Below are 16,771 nucleotides of genomic sequence, written 5' to 3' on the forward strand. Positions count from 1 at the left end.
AAAGATTAACCCAACGCTTTTTCAGCAGCTTCAACAGTTTGACGAATCAACGTTGTAATGGTCATTGGGCCTACACCACCCGGAACAGGTGTATACGCAGAAGCAATTTCTTCAATACCTACCAATTGAATATCACCCACACCACCGCCATCACGTGGATGGAAACCAGCATCAACAACTACAGCGCCTTGTTTGATCCAATCTTTTTGAATCAATTCAGCTTTACCTACCGCACCCACAATAATGTCAGCTTGTTTAACAAAGTCAGCCAAGTTTTGAGTACGTGAGTGGCAAGTAGTCACTGTCGCATTTGCTTCAAGTAACATTGCAGACATTGGTTTACCCAAAATTGCAGAACGTCCCACAACAACCGCATGTTTACCTGCGATTTCAATGTTGTTTTCTTTTAAAATGGTCATGATACCTGCAGGAGTCGCAGAACCATACGCAGCTTCACCCATTGCCATACGACCAAAACCTAAGCAAGTTACGCCATCTACGTCTTTTTCAAGAGAGATCGCATCGAAACATGCACGCTCATCAATTTGATCAGGTACGGGGTGTTGTAACAAAATACCGTGAACATCTGGGTTTGCATTCAATTTTTCAATTTCAGCAAGCAATTGCTCAGTTGTAGTTTCTTTAGGAAGCTCAACTTTTAATGAATCCATACCAACACGGCGGCAAGCATTCCCTTTCATACGTACATAAGTTGCAGATGCACCATCGTCACCTACCAAAATAGTCGCAAGAATTGGGGTACGACCAGTTTTCTCTTTTAGCGCTTCTACGCGAGTCAACAAGTCAGCTTCAATTTTCTTCGCCAATGCACGACCATCTAAAACTAATGCCACGGCACTTCTCCAAGTGATGATATGAATCAATTTTGCACATAATACATGATTATTTTAAATTTTTTACCTTGTATGCTGCTTTTATGCTCATACAGATGAATCTGCTATTGTTTTTTTTTCAGAGCTTGCTAATATACGCATCAACAAGACATGGCGGGGTGGCAGAGTGGTCATGCAGCGGACTGCAACTCCGTGTACGCCGGTTCGATTCCGACCTCCGCCTCCAATCTTGTTAAGCCCGAGTGGTGAAATCGGTAGACACAGGGGATTTAAAATCCCCCGCCCACAAAGCGTGCCAGTTCGAGTCTGGCCTCGGGCACCATTCTTCTACTACTGAAGATGGTGTAATAAAGAACCCAGCGATAAGCTGGTTTTTTTATGCCTAAAGTTTAGTAAGACAATAAAAAAGAGGGACATTGCCCTCCTTAATTATTTTAAAACACCCTACAAATACAGCGTGTTTTAAAAAGAAAACTTTAGATCACTTCAACCACAATCTTACCCACATGGTCGCCTGTATCCATGGCTGCATGTGCTTCTTGAATTTGGTCAAACTTAAATGTTTTGTAAATCATTGGCAGGCATTCACCTTTAGACCATAACGGAACAACATTTTCCTGAATGCCTTTGGCAATCTCTGCTTTTTCTGCAGTATTACGCGCACGCATGGTTGAGCCTGTAATGGTCAAACGCTTCATCATGATTTGACCCAGTTTTACTTCTTTGGCTTTTGCACCACCTAAGAAGGCTATATAGACCAAACGACCATCACGACGTAATAGATTTAAGTTCTGTGCTAAATACGGTGCGCCAACGATATCTAAAATAACATCTACACCTTGCTCATTGGTCGCTTCATTAATCACTTGCTCAAAGTCTTGAGTCTTGTAGTTAATCGCATGCGTGATATCAGAGATCGCTACCACTTTTTCATCTGAACCGACTGTTGCAAAGGTTTTCATGCCTAAGGCATTACACAGCATGATTGCCGTGGTTCCAATACCACTGGTTCCACCATGTATCAGCACCGTTTCACCTGCTTTGGCTTTACCCATTTGGAATACATTCGCCCATACGGTAAAGAACGTTTCAGGAATCGCTGCTGCTTGAATAAAGCTTACACCTTCAGGAATACGAATGGTTTGGCTTTCAGGCACCACGCAATATTCTGCATAACCGCCACCATTGGTCAGACCGCAGACTTTATCACCTACTTGGAATAAAGTAACCTCTGCACCGACAGCAACCACTTCACCCGCCACTTCCAGACCCGGTACTGGTGTTACCCCTTTCGGCATTGGGTACAAGCCTTGGCGCTGTAAAATGTCTGGACGGTTAATACCAAAGGCATGCACTTTAACCAACACTTCATCCGCTTTCGCATCTGGGATGGCAACGCTTTCATAGGCCAGTTTATCTACACCGCCTGGCTCAGTAATAATGACCTGCTGCATGCTTTGCTGTGACATTGTTTTTCCTTTTCAATTATTGACTATTCATCTATCTCTGCACTATTTGAACATAGAAATGCCGCAGAATGAATAAACATGGACTTATGTATAATCTGTACTGTATTTCATAAATGAATAATAGGCCAAGCATGTCTCAGATCGTTGAATACAATGAAGATAACGCTAGCGACTATGAATGGTTCGATGGTTTTGCCGTGATTCGCTTCTATGCAGATTGGTGCGCGCCCTGTGTGCAGAACTTCCCTGTATTTGAGCAGTGTGCAAAGCAAATATCTACGCAGCATGCACGGCTCAAATTTGGCAAGGTAAATATTGATTCCTCACCGATACTGACTTTGCGCTATAACGTTTATGGACTGCCTTCAACCTTGCTGTTTTATCGCGGGCAAGTGATTCAACGTATTGCAGGTGTCAAATCACTGACTGAATTAACAACCATCATTCAAGATGCGATGCAGTCACACTCAGACGATGACTAAGAAAATTTTCCTTTTATTTGGATGCAGGCTCATTCGGCAGGCGTACAAACTTCATTAGCGTATTACGCACCAATGGCAACACGATCAAAATGAGCGGAAAGGCCATCATCCACGACATGCTCCATGCGCGAAGCCAAATACCAAGAAAACCTTCAACCAAGCCTTTATTCATCAGCATGTTAAAGCAAGAAATTGAACCGCTCATAATGCCGGACAAGATTAAGGGCATCAGCCAAGTCATGTGTTTGGGATGAAATTTTGGGAGTTGATTCATCTGTAAATACCTATTATTCGTCTTGGGCTGCGTTCTGGGCTTTTACGGTTTGTTTTAGTGTTTTCATAAACTGACCAAAATACGGCATGAAATCTTTAAATAAAGGATGGTCTTTATTTTCCAACAAAGTTTCACCAAATAGTTTCAGACCCACGGCAAAGGCTTTGGTCTTTTCATCATCTAATAATTGCGCTTTGGTCAAATGCTCCAGCACCTTAAACAGGTCATCATGGTTGTAGGCATTAAACTTTAAAGCTTCGGTATAGGTCGATGGATTGCCCTGTGCATCGGCAATGTGCTTGAGCGTAATTTCATATTGATGCTGTTTCATTGCGTCGCCTCCATACGGCTGATTTCGACTGCCGCCTGATCGATTTTTTCTGCAATGGCATACACCTGTTCGGGTGTCAGTTCACAATGCTGAATTTTGATGCGTAGTGATGCTTTTAGGTTTTCCATCGCACGTTTGATATCAACGTATTGTTCATTGTTATGAATTTGCTTGCGGGTATCAAAACGGCAGAGGATTTTCTCTACAGTGGCTTTTTCTGCATCTAGATGTACTAAGCCTGACTGCGTAACGCTGTATTGTTTACGGTCTTCGGCATTAAGTTCTGCGTGTATGTATTGCTGTTCTTCTAGGTAATTCAGCGTTGGGTAAATTGTTCCTGTGCTTGGGCTGTAGCCACCGCCTACGATTGCGCCGACATCTTTGATAATGTCATAGCTGAACTTAGGCGCTTGGGAGATCAGATGCAGCACCAATAGTTTCATGTGCCCTGCTTCAAACAGGCGTTTTCGGGTTTTAACTGGACTATCGCTTACGTCCAAAAGGTCTGAATTTGACATTGCAAAGATACACCTTAAGATTAATTAAGATATATCTTAATACAATTGAATTATATTAACCTACTTTTTTAATTCTTATTTTGTTTGGAGCTTCAATTAAAATATTAACTACTTCCATCGGTTTACAATTTTCACTAAACCAGAATTGTAATTTTTTACCCTTAAATGGCCTTATCCTAACTGATCCATTTTTATTAGCATTTCGATCTATTTTAGCTATATCTAGCGGAATAGCACCATCACCAACATAAATATCCATTTGACTTTCATGCGTACCTAAGTAGCTAGAATATGAAATTCCAAAGTTAATACAGCTCCAATTAAAATACGTATCATGCAAAGTCAACTTATATATTGGCATTTCATTAATTTCATTGATTTCATTGATTTCATTGATTTCATTGATTTCATTGATTTCATTGATTTCATTGATTTCATTGATTTCATTGATTTCATTGATTTCATTGATTTCATTGATTTCATTGATTTCATTGATTTTGAACCTATTTCCATTCCACTTAGGTTTCAATTCTTTTATCAAACTATCTTCCAAACCAGCAGCTAGATTAAGCTTAAACCCTCCATATTCCATTAATCCAACATCTTCAAATAACCAAATTTCAATGACCTTGCCCATGCTAATCAATCTAGTTAATTCAAAATTATTTCGAATATTTGTAGTTTGGGTACGACCTGGCTTTAGATAACCTTTAAACCTATTATCTAAATTTTGTGTAGTTTTACCAATATAGAGCAATTCATTATTCTCTATAAACGCATACAGTATATTTTCTACACCAGATGAATAATTTAACTTATAAATTAATTCCTTACTGCTCCCAATATTCCAGAACCCCACATTTTTAAAACCAACATCAATAAGTTTTTGCCTAATATTCATACAACCCTTTTGATTTTATATTGTTTATTTACAATAGATTACCACGAAATAATATTTGTTTTTTTGATTAAAACATAAGCACTTTTTAAATTATATATTCATTTCCTAATAAAAAAACCCGCCTTTCGGCGGGTCTTTTTTAAATTAATTCAATCTATTACAGACGAACCAACTCAACAATTTTCTCAGCAACTTCTTCAGCAGCATCGAAGGCATAAGTCACATCAGTACCTTCAGCAGTATCTGTAATCACAACCACACCAGTTTCACGTACAAGCGCGACTTGCTCTACAGTTAAACCAGCTTTCGCAATCGCAACCACACCTTGTTGAATCAACAAACTTTCAATCGCTTGCGCATTTTCAAGGGCTTTCGCAGTCACAGTTACCGCAGCAGGTTTTTGACCTAAACGTGCAGCACGCGCTTCAGCAGTTACAGGCTCGTTGTGTGCAGTCCATTCAACCGCAGATTCAACCATACCCGCACCAACAGTCACGTTGCTTAAACGGTCAATAAAGATGAATGAACCTGTGTAACGACTGTCTTGGTAACGGTCAAATACCACTGGCGCATCAAACTCAATCGTTACATCTGCAATCGCATTCAATTCAAGCTGTTCAACTTCCGTTTTTTCCAGTGTGTTCACATTGGTACGATAGTTAATTTTCGTAACTTTCGCAGGAATAGTTTGTGTACCAAACTTCACGTTATACAGCTTGCCAACTACTAAAGGCGCATCTGTCATCCATACCACAGAGGCACGTGCAGAACGTGAAATGAGTGGCTGTTCGCCCGCTTTAACCAACACGTTACCGCGTGAAATATCAATTTCATCGTTCAGTGTTAAAGTCACCGCTTGACCTGCAACAGCATGGTCTAAGTTACCGTCAAAAGTTACGATTTCTTTAACAGTCGAAGACTTACCAGATGGTAATGCAGTAATGGTATCGCCAACTTTCACTTCACCAAGTGCAATCGTACCGCAGAAACCACGGAAGTCGAGGTTCGGACGGTTTACATATTGAACAGGGAAACGGAATTCGTGCTTGCTCGTATCATGCGAAATTTCAACAGTTTCCAAAGTCTCCATTAAAGTCTGACCTTGGTACCACGGCGTATTTGGCGATTTGTTTACAACGTTATCACCATTCAACGCAGAAATAGGCGTGAAGATGATATTCGCAGGTTTACGGTCGCCTAATTGGTTCACGAACTCGTTGTATTCAGCTTGAATCTCATTGAAGCGTGCTTCAGAGAATTCAACCAAGTCCATTTTGTTCACTGCAACCACAATATTACGAATACCTAAAAGGCTCGCAATAAATGAGTGACGACGCGTTTGAGTTTGTACGCCATAACGCGCATCAATCAAGATGATCGCTAAATCAGCAGTCGACGCACCAGTTGCCATGTTACGTGTGTACTGCTCATGCCCTGGGGTGTCAGCAATAATGAACTTACGTTTTTCAGTAGAGAAATAACGGTAAGCCACGTCAATGGTAATACCCTGCTCACGTTCCGCTTGTAGACCATCTACAAGTAAAGCCAAGTCAGGTGCATCACCCGTAGTACCGACTTTTTTAGAGTCACGTGTTACGGCTTGCAATTGATCTTCATAAATCAATTTTGAATCGTAAAGCAAACGACCAATTAAAGTCGATTTACCATCATCCACGTTACCGCAAGTGAGGAAACGTAGAAGGTCTTTATTTTCGTGTTGTTTTAAATACGCCAAGATGTCTTGGCTAATTAAATCTGATTGATGAGACATTGCTCAAAGCTCCACATATTCTTTTGAAATCGGTTTCTGAATCTTTTTAATCCCTCTAAATCTCCCTTTAAGAAAGGGAGACTTGGCTCCGTTCTTTCTTGGGAGTACCCCTCTTTAGTAAAGAGGGTGAGCAGCACTGCTGCGCAAGGGAGATTTCTTAAGATTCTTAGAAATAACCTTCCTGCTTTTTCTTTTCCATCGAACCTGCTTCGTCATGGTCGATCATACGGCCTTGACGTTCAGATGTTGTGGCTAAAAGCATCTCTTGGATAATTTCCGGTAAAGTTGTTGCAGTTGATTCAACCGCACCTGTAAGTGGGTAACAACCTAAGGTACGGAAACGCACCGATTTCATTTGTGGCACTTCACCTTCGTTCAAACGCATACGCTCATCATCAACCATGATCAGTGTACCGCTACGCTCAACCACTGGACGTTCAGCAGCCAAGTACAAAGGAACCAATTTAATATTTTCAAGGTAGATGTATTGCCAAATATCCAACTCAGTCCAGTTAGACAATGGGAACACACGAATACTTTCGCCTTTGTTCACTTTACCGTTGTAAAGATTCCAAAGTTCAGGACGTTGGTTTTTAGGGTCCCAACGGTGTTTAGTATCACGGAATGAGTAAACACGCTCTTTGGCACGAGATTTCTCTTCGTCACGGCGCGCACCACCGAAAGCCGCATCAAACTGATATTTATCAAGTGCTTGTTTTAAGCCTTGAGTTTTCATAATGTCAGTATATTTTGAGCTACCGTAATCGAACGGATTCACGCCTGCGTCTTTACCTTCTTTGTTTTGATGCACGATCAAATCAAAGCCATGCTCTTTTGCCATGTTGTCACGGAAAGTAATCATGTCTTTAAATTTCCAACCCGTGTCTACATGCAGTAGTGGGAATGGAAGTTTGGCAGGATAGAATGCTTTTAAAGCAAGATGCAGCATGACCGCTGAATCTTTACCGATTGAATACAGCATGACTGGGTTTTCGAACTCAGCAGCAACTTCACGGATGATATGAATACTCTCAGCTTCAAGCTGTTTAAGATGAGTAAGTCTTTCCTCATTTAATGACATGGACAACACCAGCTTAGAATATGTGTACTTATTACACTTTAAAGATATATATACATTATAGTGATTAAGCTTTCATAACGATTGCTTGTTTTGTGATATTGATATTCTTATTCGTCATATACAAATTGTCTGATACTGCTTATCAATTTTAATTAATTTAATACGATAGACTTATCAATTTCAGTATTATTCTAGTCCGAGATCCGTAATTTTACGCAATTTTTTATCAATTAACTAATCGCTAAATCCTCTAAACAATCGGTATTCAAACTCGCTCAAACTACCTAAAGTAGCTATATCACTCTCCAATAGTTATTGATATGCCATATAGTCACTATACGCTTGAAACCTTAAAGTCGCTGATTGAAGCCGCAGGTCTTGCTGGCTATATTTATCAGCATTCTTCACACATGCTCGTGCTCCAAGAAGCCTTAAATGATGACGGCAGCCCGCTGAATAACTTTATCCAACATGAGCTGAGTGCTGACCAAATTGGCCTTCAGTTCGGCCTACGACTTTTGGACAATAAACTCGAATTTTTGATTGGGGTGACTCACAGTAACCAAGATCGCGGCTACGAAATTGGCGCTGGCAATTTAAAGGCCGATCAACGCGCATTTAATCTGCTCTATGCTTTTTATAATTTTCCCAAAGCATTTCACTTAATCCATTTCCCGCTCGCAGCCAATAGCACCCAGTTAGAAGAAGAGATCGAAAAGCAATTGTTTCAACTTGAAAGCATGGGCTTTTTAGACACTGCGATTAAAACCAATCCGATGGGCGAACAAGTGAAGTGGATGAAAACCTTTATTGTTCAAGCGGCTTTAGATATGAAAGTACGCATTCAAACTTCATTGTTATAAAAAGGGTTAAAGCCACCTAAAAAGCGCTCTATTGAACGCCAGTTCAAATCTTCATATGACATCGAAAGTCACGGCAAAGCCCTCAGCACTGCTGTGACGCTTATAAATTTACATTTCCTAACATTGTTTTCTGTGCCGTTTAACAGGCCATTTCTCTCCCTTGAGCACGACCACTTATATATCTGCAATTAGACTGAAAATTTGATTGATCACAATGACTTAAATCTTAAATGGGTAAAGTAGAAGTGCTATTCATTTTAGATTTAGATAATCCTGATTTAATTGATCAACTATTTTTAAAGAAAAACTTAGTAATAGCTCACATAAAAGCCGACTTTTTGTTAATCTGATCTGTAATTTTTTTACACAATTTCGACAGATAATGTTATTTTATTTACTGAAAAAAAATTCGGCCAGAATTATTTTTTTTGATTTTTTATAAGCATAAATATAGAGATAAATATAATGTGGGAATTGTTTACTCACCCGTCTAATATCATGTTTAGCATCAGTCTCTGCTTAATGTTTTTGTTTGGACTTTTTGAGATTGTGTTAACAATTTTAGGGGGTGGTTCTCAAGGCTTCTTAGATCAATTCCTACCTGAGGATGTTGGTCATAATGCAGAGCTAGGTGTAGATGCCGATGCAGGTATCGTGACACGTGTGCTCGATTGGTTGTATTTGGGTCGTATTCCACTGTTTGTATGGCTCATCATTTTCTTATGTGTCTATAGTTTGTTGGGCTTTGCTATTCAAGCCATCGTTAACCAAATGACCAGTATGATGTTCAGTGCATGGATTATTGCACCAGCCTGTATTTTTCTGTGCATGCCCTTCGTACGTTTTAGCGCAATGCTCATTGCCCGTATTTTACCCCAAGATGAAACCACTGCCATTTATAGTGATGAATTGATCGGTAGAACGGCCACGATCATTTTGGGTGATGCACGACCACAGTCTCCTGCTCAAGCCAAAGTCAAAGATCAACACGGATTGACCCATTATATTTTGGTTGAACCTGAACAAGATGAAATTTTCAGCCAAGGTCAATCAGTGGTTTTAACCCAAAAAACAAATGTAGGCTTTCAAGCCACCATGCTCTAAATTTTGAATGAATTGATGCTCGATCAGTTCTTCAAACACCATATAAATACATTTAACGCGTCATACCTTCTGCAAATCTCGAAGTGATGATGAGTCAACAAAATACTGATTTTTAAATCAAACTTGTTAGCACTTTAGAGGGTTAACTTGAACTACAACAAAAGAGATAAACGTCCATGTTAGACATTATTCCAAGCGGTATCCTTGTAACAGTCGGGATAATTTTTGCCGCACTTATTTTTATTGGTTTTATTATTGCTCGACTTTATCGTCGCTCAAGTAAAGAGATTTCATTTGTGCGTACAGGCTTCGGCGGTGAAAAAGTGATAAGGTCATATTGAAAATGTTAATGAAAAGGTCATATCAAAATAATTAATGAAAGTGTTAATTCAATTAAGAACAATTAAAGTAAAAAGATACCAATTAAGGTGTCTTTTTTATTTCTTTTTGGGATATTTTATAACACTTCATAATTAACAATTTTAATTTGACATTACATAAATCAGGAGTAAAGTATATATTATGCTTTAAAAAGGTAATGTTAAATTCATGAAAACAAAGCCCATTTCACTAAATATCTTTTTAAGGGATTGCCAGTATGAAATATTTGGTTCAGACAATATTAGAATCTTGTCTGAACAAAGACCCGAGCAGCAAGAGTATTCAGACTTCCCCCAACTAATTAATTTAGACAACATTGAAACAAGTATTGAATTCAATTTATTCTTAATTGAAAAATTTCGCTTTAATGATTTTTCTTCAAATAAAATTAAGCGAAGAAAATATATATCAAAATTAAGAATTAAAAGCTTAATAACCTCATTAACTGTTTTTTTAAATTGGTTGACCGAAAATAATGTTAATTGGAAAGATGAATCTTATATAGATGATGAAGATCCAATTAACTTGTTTAAAAGATATTTAATAGATCGAATCACATCAAAAGAAAATCATATTGAATATGATTCAGCAAACGCATATTTACGTGATGTCAAAATGCTTTATGAATGGGCAGCTCATAATCATATTGTTAATCGCCTACCATTTGAATATTATGCAGATTATTATGTTAATGATAAATCCAAGAAAATCACATCAAAATTAGCATCACCCATTCAGGTTATTTCATCAACCATATCTATCCCTAATAAATATAAAGGAATAAAAAGAAAAGTTTTAAGTGCATATACACCTACAGAATATAACCTTCTCATTAATTCTAAATACTGTCAAAATCAAGGCAGACAAATTTGGATTAAATTAGCAAAAGAATATGGGCTAAGAAGAACAGAAATTATCAATATAAATGAAGATATATTGGATGAAGATAAACATGGCTTATACACAGTTATTGGTAAATTTAGCAAACAAAGAGAAATCTATTTTAAAGAACCAATTTTGAAAGAAATTTCAAAATATTGTAATAGTGATGCTAGAAAACTCGCATTGCAAAAGTATTATGAAAAGAATAAATATACAACCGAACCACCATTGTTTTTAAATAATCGCGGCGAAAGAATATCACATTCGACTATCACTAATATTATTTACCCTGTAAAAGCGGAATTAAAAGAAGCTGGATTTAAATTTAATAAAACTTTCCATGATCTAAGATCTACTTATGCAGTTGAACGAGTGATAGAACTGTTGAAACAAGGCGAGGATTGGGATCATATTGAATTCGTAATTACAGACGAACTAGGTCATAGCTTGTTCACAACAACTAAGAAATATCTTAACACTAGAAGTGCCAGAGAAAGTTGGATTTCTCAAAGTGGTATCGGTGAAGCTTTAAAATCGAATGGCATTTTTGGTGATGCAGAAGAAAAGGAAATTTTTGATGACTTTCTATGATTATGTAATGAGTTTCATAAATGAGTATGATCATGTCTTGAATGCAGAAAAGACAATAATTAGATATTGCTTTGAAATTAGAAAGTTAGCTGATAATTTACCGATTGAGTTTAGAAATGAACTAAACAGAGATATTGATTTGTTGATCAATGATCAGAGCTATCTTCTTGAACTAGAATTGAAGCTTCATTCAGAATTTTCTGAAATTTATAAAAATAGATTTTCCTTTATTTTAAAGGTTTTATCACATTATAGCGATAAAAAAATTACGAGGACATCCTCATTTTTTATTGGAGATAATGAATTTAGAGCTATAGAGCTTTATGCTTTAAATAAATGTCTTACAGTTGAATTAATAGATCTATTATCTAAGCTGTATCAAAAACTATCTCTAAAATCACAAAAAGCACATTTTAAGTCACTACGGAAAATCATTCTTGATTCTAATCAATTAAGTGTTTCCAAATCCTTAGAAGAACTCGCTAACCGTATCGAATCTAATATTGAGTCAACAGTAAAAACGCGATCTATAATTAATAAATTACGAGGAGAAAAGGTCACAATTGAATTATCTGGAAGTCCACATGACATTACAAGGTATTATAAATTAAACCCTATTGTTCTTTCACAATATCAGAAAATTCAAAAAAAAATAACGAATAAAACTGAGATTAGACGCTTTCAGAGGTTTACGACTGCTTTAAATAATCACTGTGATAGATACCCTACTGATGAAGCTTTGATTAAAAAACATGGTTTACTTGCATTAGTAGTTAATGATTATGAAATCTTAATTAAGCTTAGATCATATTTAAAAACTAAAATTTTTAAATATGTTGTATATATTGTTGAAATATTGACTGGTGAAGAATTTAACTATGCCAAACATGATAATAAATGTTTATATATACCAACAAAGTACGGCAACATGTCAACAGTTCGTCTTAACGTACTTTATGCAAAATCTGAAAGATTTGCCAAAGAATTTTATAATTTCTTTAAAAAATATATTCAAGATATTAAATATCATGATGCCAATGAGGTATCGCTTCAAAGCAATATATCAATATTAAGATATATATTTAATACTTTTTCTACTGAAAAAGCACTTGATGAAAATGGACTTAATATCTTATCTGCTGATAATCATTCACATTTCAGAGTCATTAAAGCAAGAATTAATGATTTAGCTTTAGAGGGAAAAATTCAACCAGTTACTCAAAATGGTTATTATGCTGTTTTAAAATGGTTTTGCATTCAAACAAAACAGAGATATATAAAAGATTATGATCAAGCAGCATCCCAAAGTAAATTTCTTGCTAGTCAAGATTTTCTTACGAGAAGCTATACTCAAAAAGAGTTAATGATTATTCTTAATCATGTAATTAATGCTATTAAAGTTAATAAAGATGATTATAGTAGATTAATGGTGGCTTATTTTGCACTTATTCAAATTACTACTGGTTTAAATATTTCCACTTTATGCAGCCTTCAAGATACAGAAGATCATATTCATATTGATGACAACAATGAAAATATTTTCTATTTTAATTTCATAAAGCCAAGAGCTTCACATAATACAGAAACTCATGTTTACTTTAAAAATACAGAAGACAAAATACTCTATTTATACTTATATGTCCGTGAAAAACTGAGGAAACAAGTTATTGAGAAGGCTATAAATCCTGCGTTTAAAACAGATTATTTTTTTGTTTTTTTATCAAAATCAGGAGAATTACAAGTTGCCAACCATACTAATATTATTAAAAAAGTCAATGAGTTGCTTGCAGAAAATGGATGCCACATTCGTTATAACTCTAAGCGAATTCGTAAAACTGTTTCCAACAGAGTCTATAAAATAGTTTTGAAAAAATTCTCTGTTTATCGAGAATTAGTCCATCATGATTTTGATGTGTTTGTGCGACATTATGAGGAATTGAATATAGCTGAAAGTATCCAAAAACTGGCTAAAGGTACAAAGGCTTTACAAATATTTCTCAAAAATAGAGAAATTAGCTTAGATACGCCTGAAATAAAACAGACTATCTCAGAAACAATTGAAATTGAAGATAGCAATATTATTCAATTTACTCCACTTGGTAATTGCTCTGAAGAACAGAATGATAATAAACCGATGTGCTCTGATTATTTAGCTTGTGTTTTCTGTAAAAACTTTAGTATTGTTAATAGTCAAGCTCAAATTCATAAGCTTTTAGATTTCAAGAATATCTGCATATCACAAATGAAGGAAATTTCTTCCTCATATAATTCTGACTCTGCTACTGGTATTGCAATCAAAGAGTTTAATAGTCGTGTTGATTATATTCTGAATTTATTAAAACAGAATGACTCTGATTTATATAGTCTCTCTGTAATTAATTACGAACCAAATCAATTTTTCTCCCTTTAGGTTTTATAATGTCTGAACTCAATCATGTTCTTGAATCTATCACTATTATAGATGGTGAAGGCAATATATCTTTTAAAAATTATAGTCCTAATTTATTAGCAGAATTGAACAATAGAATTATTTTCAAAAACCCTCAAAGAAGAGATAGTCTGCATCTAGTAAACTTCAATGATAATAGATGGATTATACGAGATGAAACTAAAATCGTGTCATTCGCTTCATTAACCCAAGAACTAGAATATGAACTTAAAGCAATATTTTTAAGTTCAGTTTTTATCGGAAGAAAAAGGAATTTCAAAAAAATAAAATGGAGTTCAATGGCTACAAAATTTAATATATTAAAGTCTTTCGCACTAACTTTAATGGATAATAAATTAAATTCGTTTACTGATTTGAATAGTGTAAAACCATTAAATTTACAAGTAATCGCTAAATCTTTCTGCAATTCTTATGATACTAAATTGGATATTTTAGAAACTGTATGTTTTACATTAGAAAACTATAATTTAATTTCACCAGAAACCTATGACACACTAATTTCAAGCAGACCTAATGAAAAAATTGATGATAAACAACTTTCTTCTTATAAGTCTAATAGTTTTACTATTATACCTGACCATGTTTTATTACAAACTTTTGATGCAATTGAAAAATATAAAAAACAATTCAATGAAAAATATAGATTATGGTCAAAATATAATGAAGAAGAAATTAAAAATATTAAAAAAGGAATTTATGAGGTTGAAAAAGGTGAATATTTATCTCGTAGAGAACATGATTCTTTAAATAGTGGAAATTTTATTGACTTTTTAAATAAATTTAGAAAGATCGTAGTTTTTAATACACTTTTATTTACTGGTATGCGCAAAGATGAAGTTAAGGAGCTTAGAAATACCAGTTTATTCGAGGATGAAGGGATTTTTTACGTGACTTCATCGTTAGGTAAAACTGTAGAAAATAGGTTGCAGCTTTCTTGGATCAGCTCGCAAGCTTGTAATGAAATGCTTAATCTTCTAGTCGATATAAATAAAAAGGTTAAACGTAGAGTTCAGGCTGTTATTGACACTAATAATCCTCTTTTTAATAAAGAATATATTACTCATTTGAAAACCAATCTAGCTGATGACAAAATATTTAGCTTTAATTACTCATTAAACTTATGCCGTTTTGATACTTTGGCTTACATTAAGAAAACTGAGATGAATAAAAACAATTCAGTTTTTAAGATTGCTGTAGATAAGCATGACATTGATCAACTTGAATTTTTAAACTGCAACTATAAATCTACAGTGAAAGGTTCAAATAACTATATGCTCAAATATGAGGAAGGCGACTATTTTCATTTTAGTCCACACCAATTTCGCCATACATTTGCCTATTTCATGATCTCAAATAATTTATGTACAATTAGAGAAATAAAACATCAATTCAAACATTTGCGAAGTTCAATGTCTTTTATCTACTCTCGGCGCGGTATGTATGCGGAATTAATTAACCATTCTAAGTCTATTGATGAAACTATTAAGATGAAGTCCCTTATGGGTTTTTCAAACTCTATAGCCCAACAACAAAGTGTGGGTGGTGGTGTTAAATTTATTTTAAATGCTCTAAAGCTTAAAGACTTTAAATACAATATTTCAGTAGATCCAATTGCATTTAAAAATTCTGATAAAATTAATACATATCTAACCCAGAACAAGGATTCAATTAACTTCTTACCTCATGGTTTTTGTATGAATGGTTCTGATTGTTCCCTAAAATCAGTTGCAGAACCTTTAAGCTGTATTAACTGTCATGGCTATGTCACTACTAATCAAAATCTTCCTTTTTGGAAGGGATTATTAGAGGATATTACCGTTAAATTATCTAAGATGTATCAGTTACCTATTGATAGAAGAGAAAAATACGAAAATTTAATTTTAAATCTTGAGAAAAAAAGAAACCAATTAATTGAAATTATTGAAAAAATTAGCAACCAGAAAATCTCTGTAAATGAAATTGAGGTAGTTTAAATGAAGTCGGATCTAAACAAAAACATTAATAGCTTAATAAAGTATTTGGAACTTAATTCTATTGAAGATTTAAGAGCATTGCCTATTGATAATGATTTAATAGGTAAAGTCGGCAATTATCTTTTAGAATCTAAAGAAAAGATCACTACCTCTAAAGTAGCTGATTTATTAGGTATCAATCGTGCATCTATCTATAATACCTACCCTAAATCCGCTCAATACTTACAAGCACTTATTGCTCAACAAAAAGCAATAAACAATCAAAAGAAACTAAGTAAAAAATCTAAAACTACTAAAAAAATTAACCAGCCAACGGAAGCTCTAAGCAAACTAGATAAAGAGCGAATAGAGAAATTTATGTCAGTTATAATGAGTCTTGAATTTCAGAAGAAAACACAGGAAAAACAGATTAATAAACTTAAATCTACTGTTGCGAGTTTACAATCTGAGATTCGTGAATATAAAAAATTGCTTGGAAATGAGTAATTTTAGCCCATCCATCACAATTATGAGTAGACTACTTATTTTACTTCAAAACCTGCCACTTAAGATTCTTAATACTCAAAACAGGATGCTAAAAACTCTCCTATAGGTTTATCTAAAGCCGACAACCAGTCATGCAATTCTAATACATCAATTCTTCTGTCCAAGTTTTCAACTTTAGCTATGTACGATTGTGGCTTTTTCAAAGATGTGGCTAGTTCTACCTGAGTTATATTTTTCAACTCACGTATGCGTATTAATTCTTTGATCAATTTTTTGTATCGAGGGTCATGTATTGAGCTCATAGCCCAAGATGTTGTACTATTAATGAAAATATCCCAAAATAGGATATTTATTCGTTAAT

Annotated in this window: 17 protein-coding genes and 2 tRNA genes; 10 read left to right on the top strand and 9 right to left on the bottom strand. The window is 35.2% G+C overall.

The features are described from left to right. Nucleotides 1-5 precede the first annotated feature (5 nt). Nucleotides 6-854 (bottom strand): bifunctional methylenetetrahydrofolate dehydrogenase/methenyltetrahydrofolate cyclohydrolase FolD, encoded by an 849-nt coding sequence (gene folD, locus FTU05_RS01865; protein ID WP_180164065.1) that lies wholly within the window; start codon nucleotides 852-854, stop codon nucleotides 6-8. 152 nt (nucleotides 855-1,006) lie between these two features. Between folD and FTU05_RS01870 the strand changes: the two genes are divergently transcribed. Both FTU05_RS01870 and FTU05_RS01875 read left to right on the top strand, forming a co-directional pair. Next, a tRNA-Cys gene (locus FTU05_RS01870) sits at nucleotides 1,007-1,080 on the top strand. A 10-nt stretch (nucleotides 1,081-1,090) separates the two neighbouring features. Then, nucleotides 1,091-1,176 (top strand) — tRNA-Leu (locus tag FTU05_RS01875). A 154-nt stretch (nucleotides 1,177-1,330) separates the two neighbouring features. Here the strand turns inward: FTU05_RS01875 and FTU05_RS01880 are convergent. Further along, nucleotides 1,331-2,323 carry an NAD(P)H-quinone oxidoreductase gene (locus FTU05_RS01880; RefSeq protein ID WP_180164067.1) on the bottom strand — a complete coding sequence of 331 codons (993 nt, stop codon included), beginning with the start codon at nucleotides 2,321-2,323 and terminating at the stop codon, nucleotides 1,331-1,333. A gap of 131 nt (nucleotides 2,324-2,454) precedes the next feature. Between FTU05_RS01880 and FTU05_RS01885 the strand changes: the two genes are divergently transcribed. Further along, a complete protein-coding gene (locus FTU05_RS01885; RefSeq protein WP_180109426.1) occupies nucleotides 2,455-2,805 on the top strand; it encodes a co-chaperone YbbN in 351 nt (116 codons plus the stop codon). 13 nt (nucleotides 2,806-2,818) lie between these two features. Here FTU05_RS01885 and FTU05_RS01890 read toward each other — a convergent pair whose 3' ends face one another. From FTU05_RS01890 to cysD, 6 genes are all read right to left on the bottom strand, one after another. Beyond that, a complete protein-coding gene (locus tag FTU05_RS01890; protein ID WP_180026651.1) occupies nucleotides 2,819-3,079 on the bottom strand; it encodes a DUF2798 domain-containing protein in 261 nt (86 codons plus the stop codon). Between the two features lie 13 nt (nucleotides 3,080-3,092). Next, nucleotides 3,093-3,410 (bottom strand): DUF3861 domain-containing protein, encoded by a 318-nt coding sequence (locus FTU05_RS01895; RefSeq protein WP_180109425.1) that lies wholly within the window; start codon nucleotides 3,408-3,410, stop codon nucleotides 3,093-3,095. Next, nucleotides 3,407-3,928: a PadR family transcriptional regulator gene (locus FTU05_RS01900; protein ID WP_180164069.1), complete on the bottom strand. Its 522-nt coding sequence runs from the start codon at nucleotides 3,926-3,928 to the stop codon at nucleotides 3,407-3,409. Before FTU05_RS01900 ends, FTU05_RS01895 begins: the two co-directional genes overlap by 4 nt. A gap of 55 nt (nucleotides 3,929-3,983) precedes the next feature. After that, a complete protein-coding gene (locus FTU05_RS01905; RefSeq protein ID WP_180020673.1) occupies nucleotides 3,984-4,829 on the bottom strand; it encodes a GIY-YIG nuclease family protein in 846 nt (281 codons plus the stop codon). 157 nt (nucleotides 4,830-4,986) lie between these two features. Next, nucleotides 4,987-6,600, bottom strand: coding sequence for a sulfate adenylyltransferase subunit CysN (gene cysN, locus FTU05_RS01910; protein WP_180164071.1), 1,614 nt, complete (start codon nucleotides 6,598-6,600; stop codon nucleotides 4,987-4,989). A gap of 166 nt (nucleotides 6,601-6,766) precedes the next feature. After that, nucleotides 6,767-7,681 (bottom strand): sulfate adenylyltransferase subunit CysD, encoded by a 915-nt coding sequence (gene cysD, locus FTU05_RS01915; RefSeq protein WP_106985716.1) that lies wholly within the window; start codon nucleotides 7,679-7,681, stop codon nucleotides 6,767-6,769. A 320-nt stretch (nucleotides 7,682-8,001) separates the two neighbouring features. Here cysD and FTU05_RS01920 point away from each other — a divergent pair, with 320 nt between their 5' ends. The 7 genes from FTU05_RS01920 to FTU05_RS01950 all read left to right on the top strand — a co-directional run bounded on the left by FTU05_RS01920 (nucleotide 8,002) and on the right by FTU05_RS01950 (nucleotide 16,410). Then, complete coding sequence (locus FTU05_RS01920) at nucleotides 8,002-8,544, top strand: hypothetical protein (RefSeq protein WP_111884395.1); 543 nt, start codon at nucleotides 8,002-8,004, stop codon at nucleotides 8,542-8,544. A 465-nt stretch (nucleotides 8,545-9,009) separates the two neighbouring features. Beyond that, nucleotides 9,010-9,648, top strand: coding sequence for a YqiJ family protein (locus FTU05_RS01925; protein ID WP_180164073.1), 639 nt, complete (start codon nucleotides 9,010-9,012; stop codon nucleotides 9,646-9,648). 176 nt (nucleotides 9,649-9,824) lie between these two features. Continuing rightward, a complete protein-coding gene (locus FTU05_RS01930; RefSeq protein WP_180164037.1) occupies nucleotides 9,825-9,989 on the top strand; it encodes a hypothetical protein in 165 nt (54 codons plus the stop codon). A gap of 208 nt (nucleotides 9,990-10,197) precedes the next feature. Next, entirely contained in the window at nucleotides 10,198-11,502 is a 1,305-nt protein-coding gene (locus FTU05_RS01935; RefSeq protein WP_100240920.1) for a site-specific integrase, read from the top strand. Then, nucleotides 11,489-13,912 (top strand): hypothetical protein, encoded by a 2,424-nt coding sequence (locus FTU05_RS01940; protein WP_180164075.1) that lies wholly within the window; start codon nucleotides 11,489-11,491, stop codon nucleotides 13,910-13,912. The genes FTU05_RS01935 and FTU05_RS01940 overlap by 14 nt, the downstream gene beginning before the upstream one ends. Before the next feature lie 8 nt (nucleotides 13,913-13,920). Further along, the gene (locus FTU05_RS01945) at nucleotides 13,921-15,924 is read left to right on the top strand and encodes a site-specific integrase (protein WP_100240918.1); all 2,004 of its coding nucleotides are present in this window, start codon (nucleotides 13,921-13,923) and stop codon (nucleotides 15,922-15,924) included. Continuing rightward, nucleotides 15,925-16,410: a hypothetical protein gene (locus FTU05_RS01950; RefSeq protein ID WP_100240917.1), complete on the top strand. Its 486-nt coding sequence runs from the start codon at nucleotides 15,925-15,927 to the stop codon at nucleotides 16,408-16,410. It abuts the gene before it with no gap. A gap of 68 nt (nucleotides 16,411-16,478) precedes the next feature. Here FTU05_RS01950 and FTU05_RS01955 read toward each other — a convergent pair whose 3' ends face one another. Then, on the bottom strand, nucleotides 16,479-16,712 hold the full coding sequence (locus tag FTU05_RS01955) for a helix-turn-helix domain-containing protein (protein WP_100240916.1): 234 nt from the start codon (nucleotides 16,710-16,712) through the stop codon (nucleotides 16,479-16,481). Nucleotides 16,713-16,771 lie beyond the last annotated feature (59 nt).

It is taken from the genome of Acinetobacter sp. YH12049, from assembly GCF_013419875.1.
Classification (GTDB): Bacteria; Pseudomonadota; Gammaproteobacteria; order Pseudomonadales; family Moraxellaceae; genus Acinetobacter; species Acinetobacter amyesii.

What these genes read in the sequence shown, in the direction of transcription:
- FTU05_RS01945 (WP_100240918.1), top strand. Translation starts at nt 13,921, where the DNA reads ATGTCTGAACTCAATCATGTTCTTGAATCTATCACTATTATAGATGGT.
- FTU05_RS01940 (WP_180164075.1), top strand. Translation starts at nt 11,489, where the DNA reads ATGACTTTCTATGATTATGTAATGAGTTTCATAAATGAGTATGATCAT.
- cysN (WP_180164071.1), bottom strand. Translation starts at nt 6,600, where the DNA reads ATGTCTCATCAATCAGATTTAATTAGCCAAGACATCTTGGCGTATTTA.
- FTU05_RS01890 (WP_180026651.1), bottom strand. Translation starts at nt 3,079, where the DNA reads ATGAATCAACTCCCAAAATTTCATCCCAAACACATGACTTGGCTGATG.
- FTU05_RS01935 (WP_100240920.1), top strand. Translation starts at nt 10,198, where the DNA reads ATGAAAACAAAGCCCATTTCACTAAATATCTTTTTAAGGGATTGCCAG.
- FTU05_RS01885 (WP_180109426.1), top strand. Translation starts at nt 2,455, where the DNA reads ATGTCTCAGATCGTTGAATACAATGAAGATAACGCTAGCGACTATGAA.
- FTU05_RS01905 (WP_180020673.1), bottom strand. Translation starts at nt 4,829, where the DNA reads ATGAATATTAGGCAAAAACTTATTGATGTTGGTTTTAAAAATGTGGGG.
- FTU05_RS01895 (WP_180109425.1), bottom strand. Translation starts at nt 3,410, where the DNA reads ATGAAACAGCATCAATATGAAATTACGCTCAAGCACATTGCCGATGCA.
- FTU05_RS01920 (WP_111884395.1), top strand. Translation starts at nt 8,002, where the DNA reads ATGCCATATAGTCACTATACGCTTGAAACCTTAAAGTCGCTGATTGAA.
- FTU05_RS01930 (WP_180164037.1), top strand. Translation starts at nt 9,825, where the DNA reads ATGTTAGACATTATTCCAAGCGGTATCCTTGTAACAGTCGGGATAATT.
- cysD (WP_106985716.1), bottom strand. Translation starts at nt 7,681, where the DNA reads ATGTCATTAAATGAGGAAAGACTTACTCATCTTAAACAGCTTGAAGCT.
- FTU05_RS01955 (WP_100240916.1), bottom strand. Translation starts at nt 16,712, where the DNA reads ATGAGCTCAATACATGACCCTCGATACAAAAAATTGATCAAAGAATTA.
- FTU05_RS01950 (WP_100240917.1), top strand. Translation starts at nt 15,925, where the DNA reads ATGAAGTCGGATCTAAACAAAAACATTAATAGCTTAATAAAGTATTTG.
- FTU05_RS01880 (WP_180164067.1), bottom strand. Translation starts at nt 2,323, where the DNA reads ATGTCACAGCAAAGCATGCAGCAGGTCATTATTACTGAGCCAGGCGGT.
- FTU05_RS01900 (WP_180164069.1), bottom strand. Translation starts at nt 3,928, where the DNA reads ATGTCAAATTCAGACCTTTTGGACGTAAGCGATAGTCCAGTTAAAACC.
- FTU05_RS01925 (WP_180164073.1), top strand. Translation starts at nt 9,010, where the DNA reads ATGTGGGAATTGTTTACTCACCCGTCTAATATCATGTTTAGCATCAGT.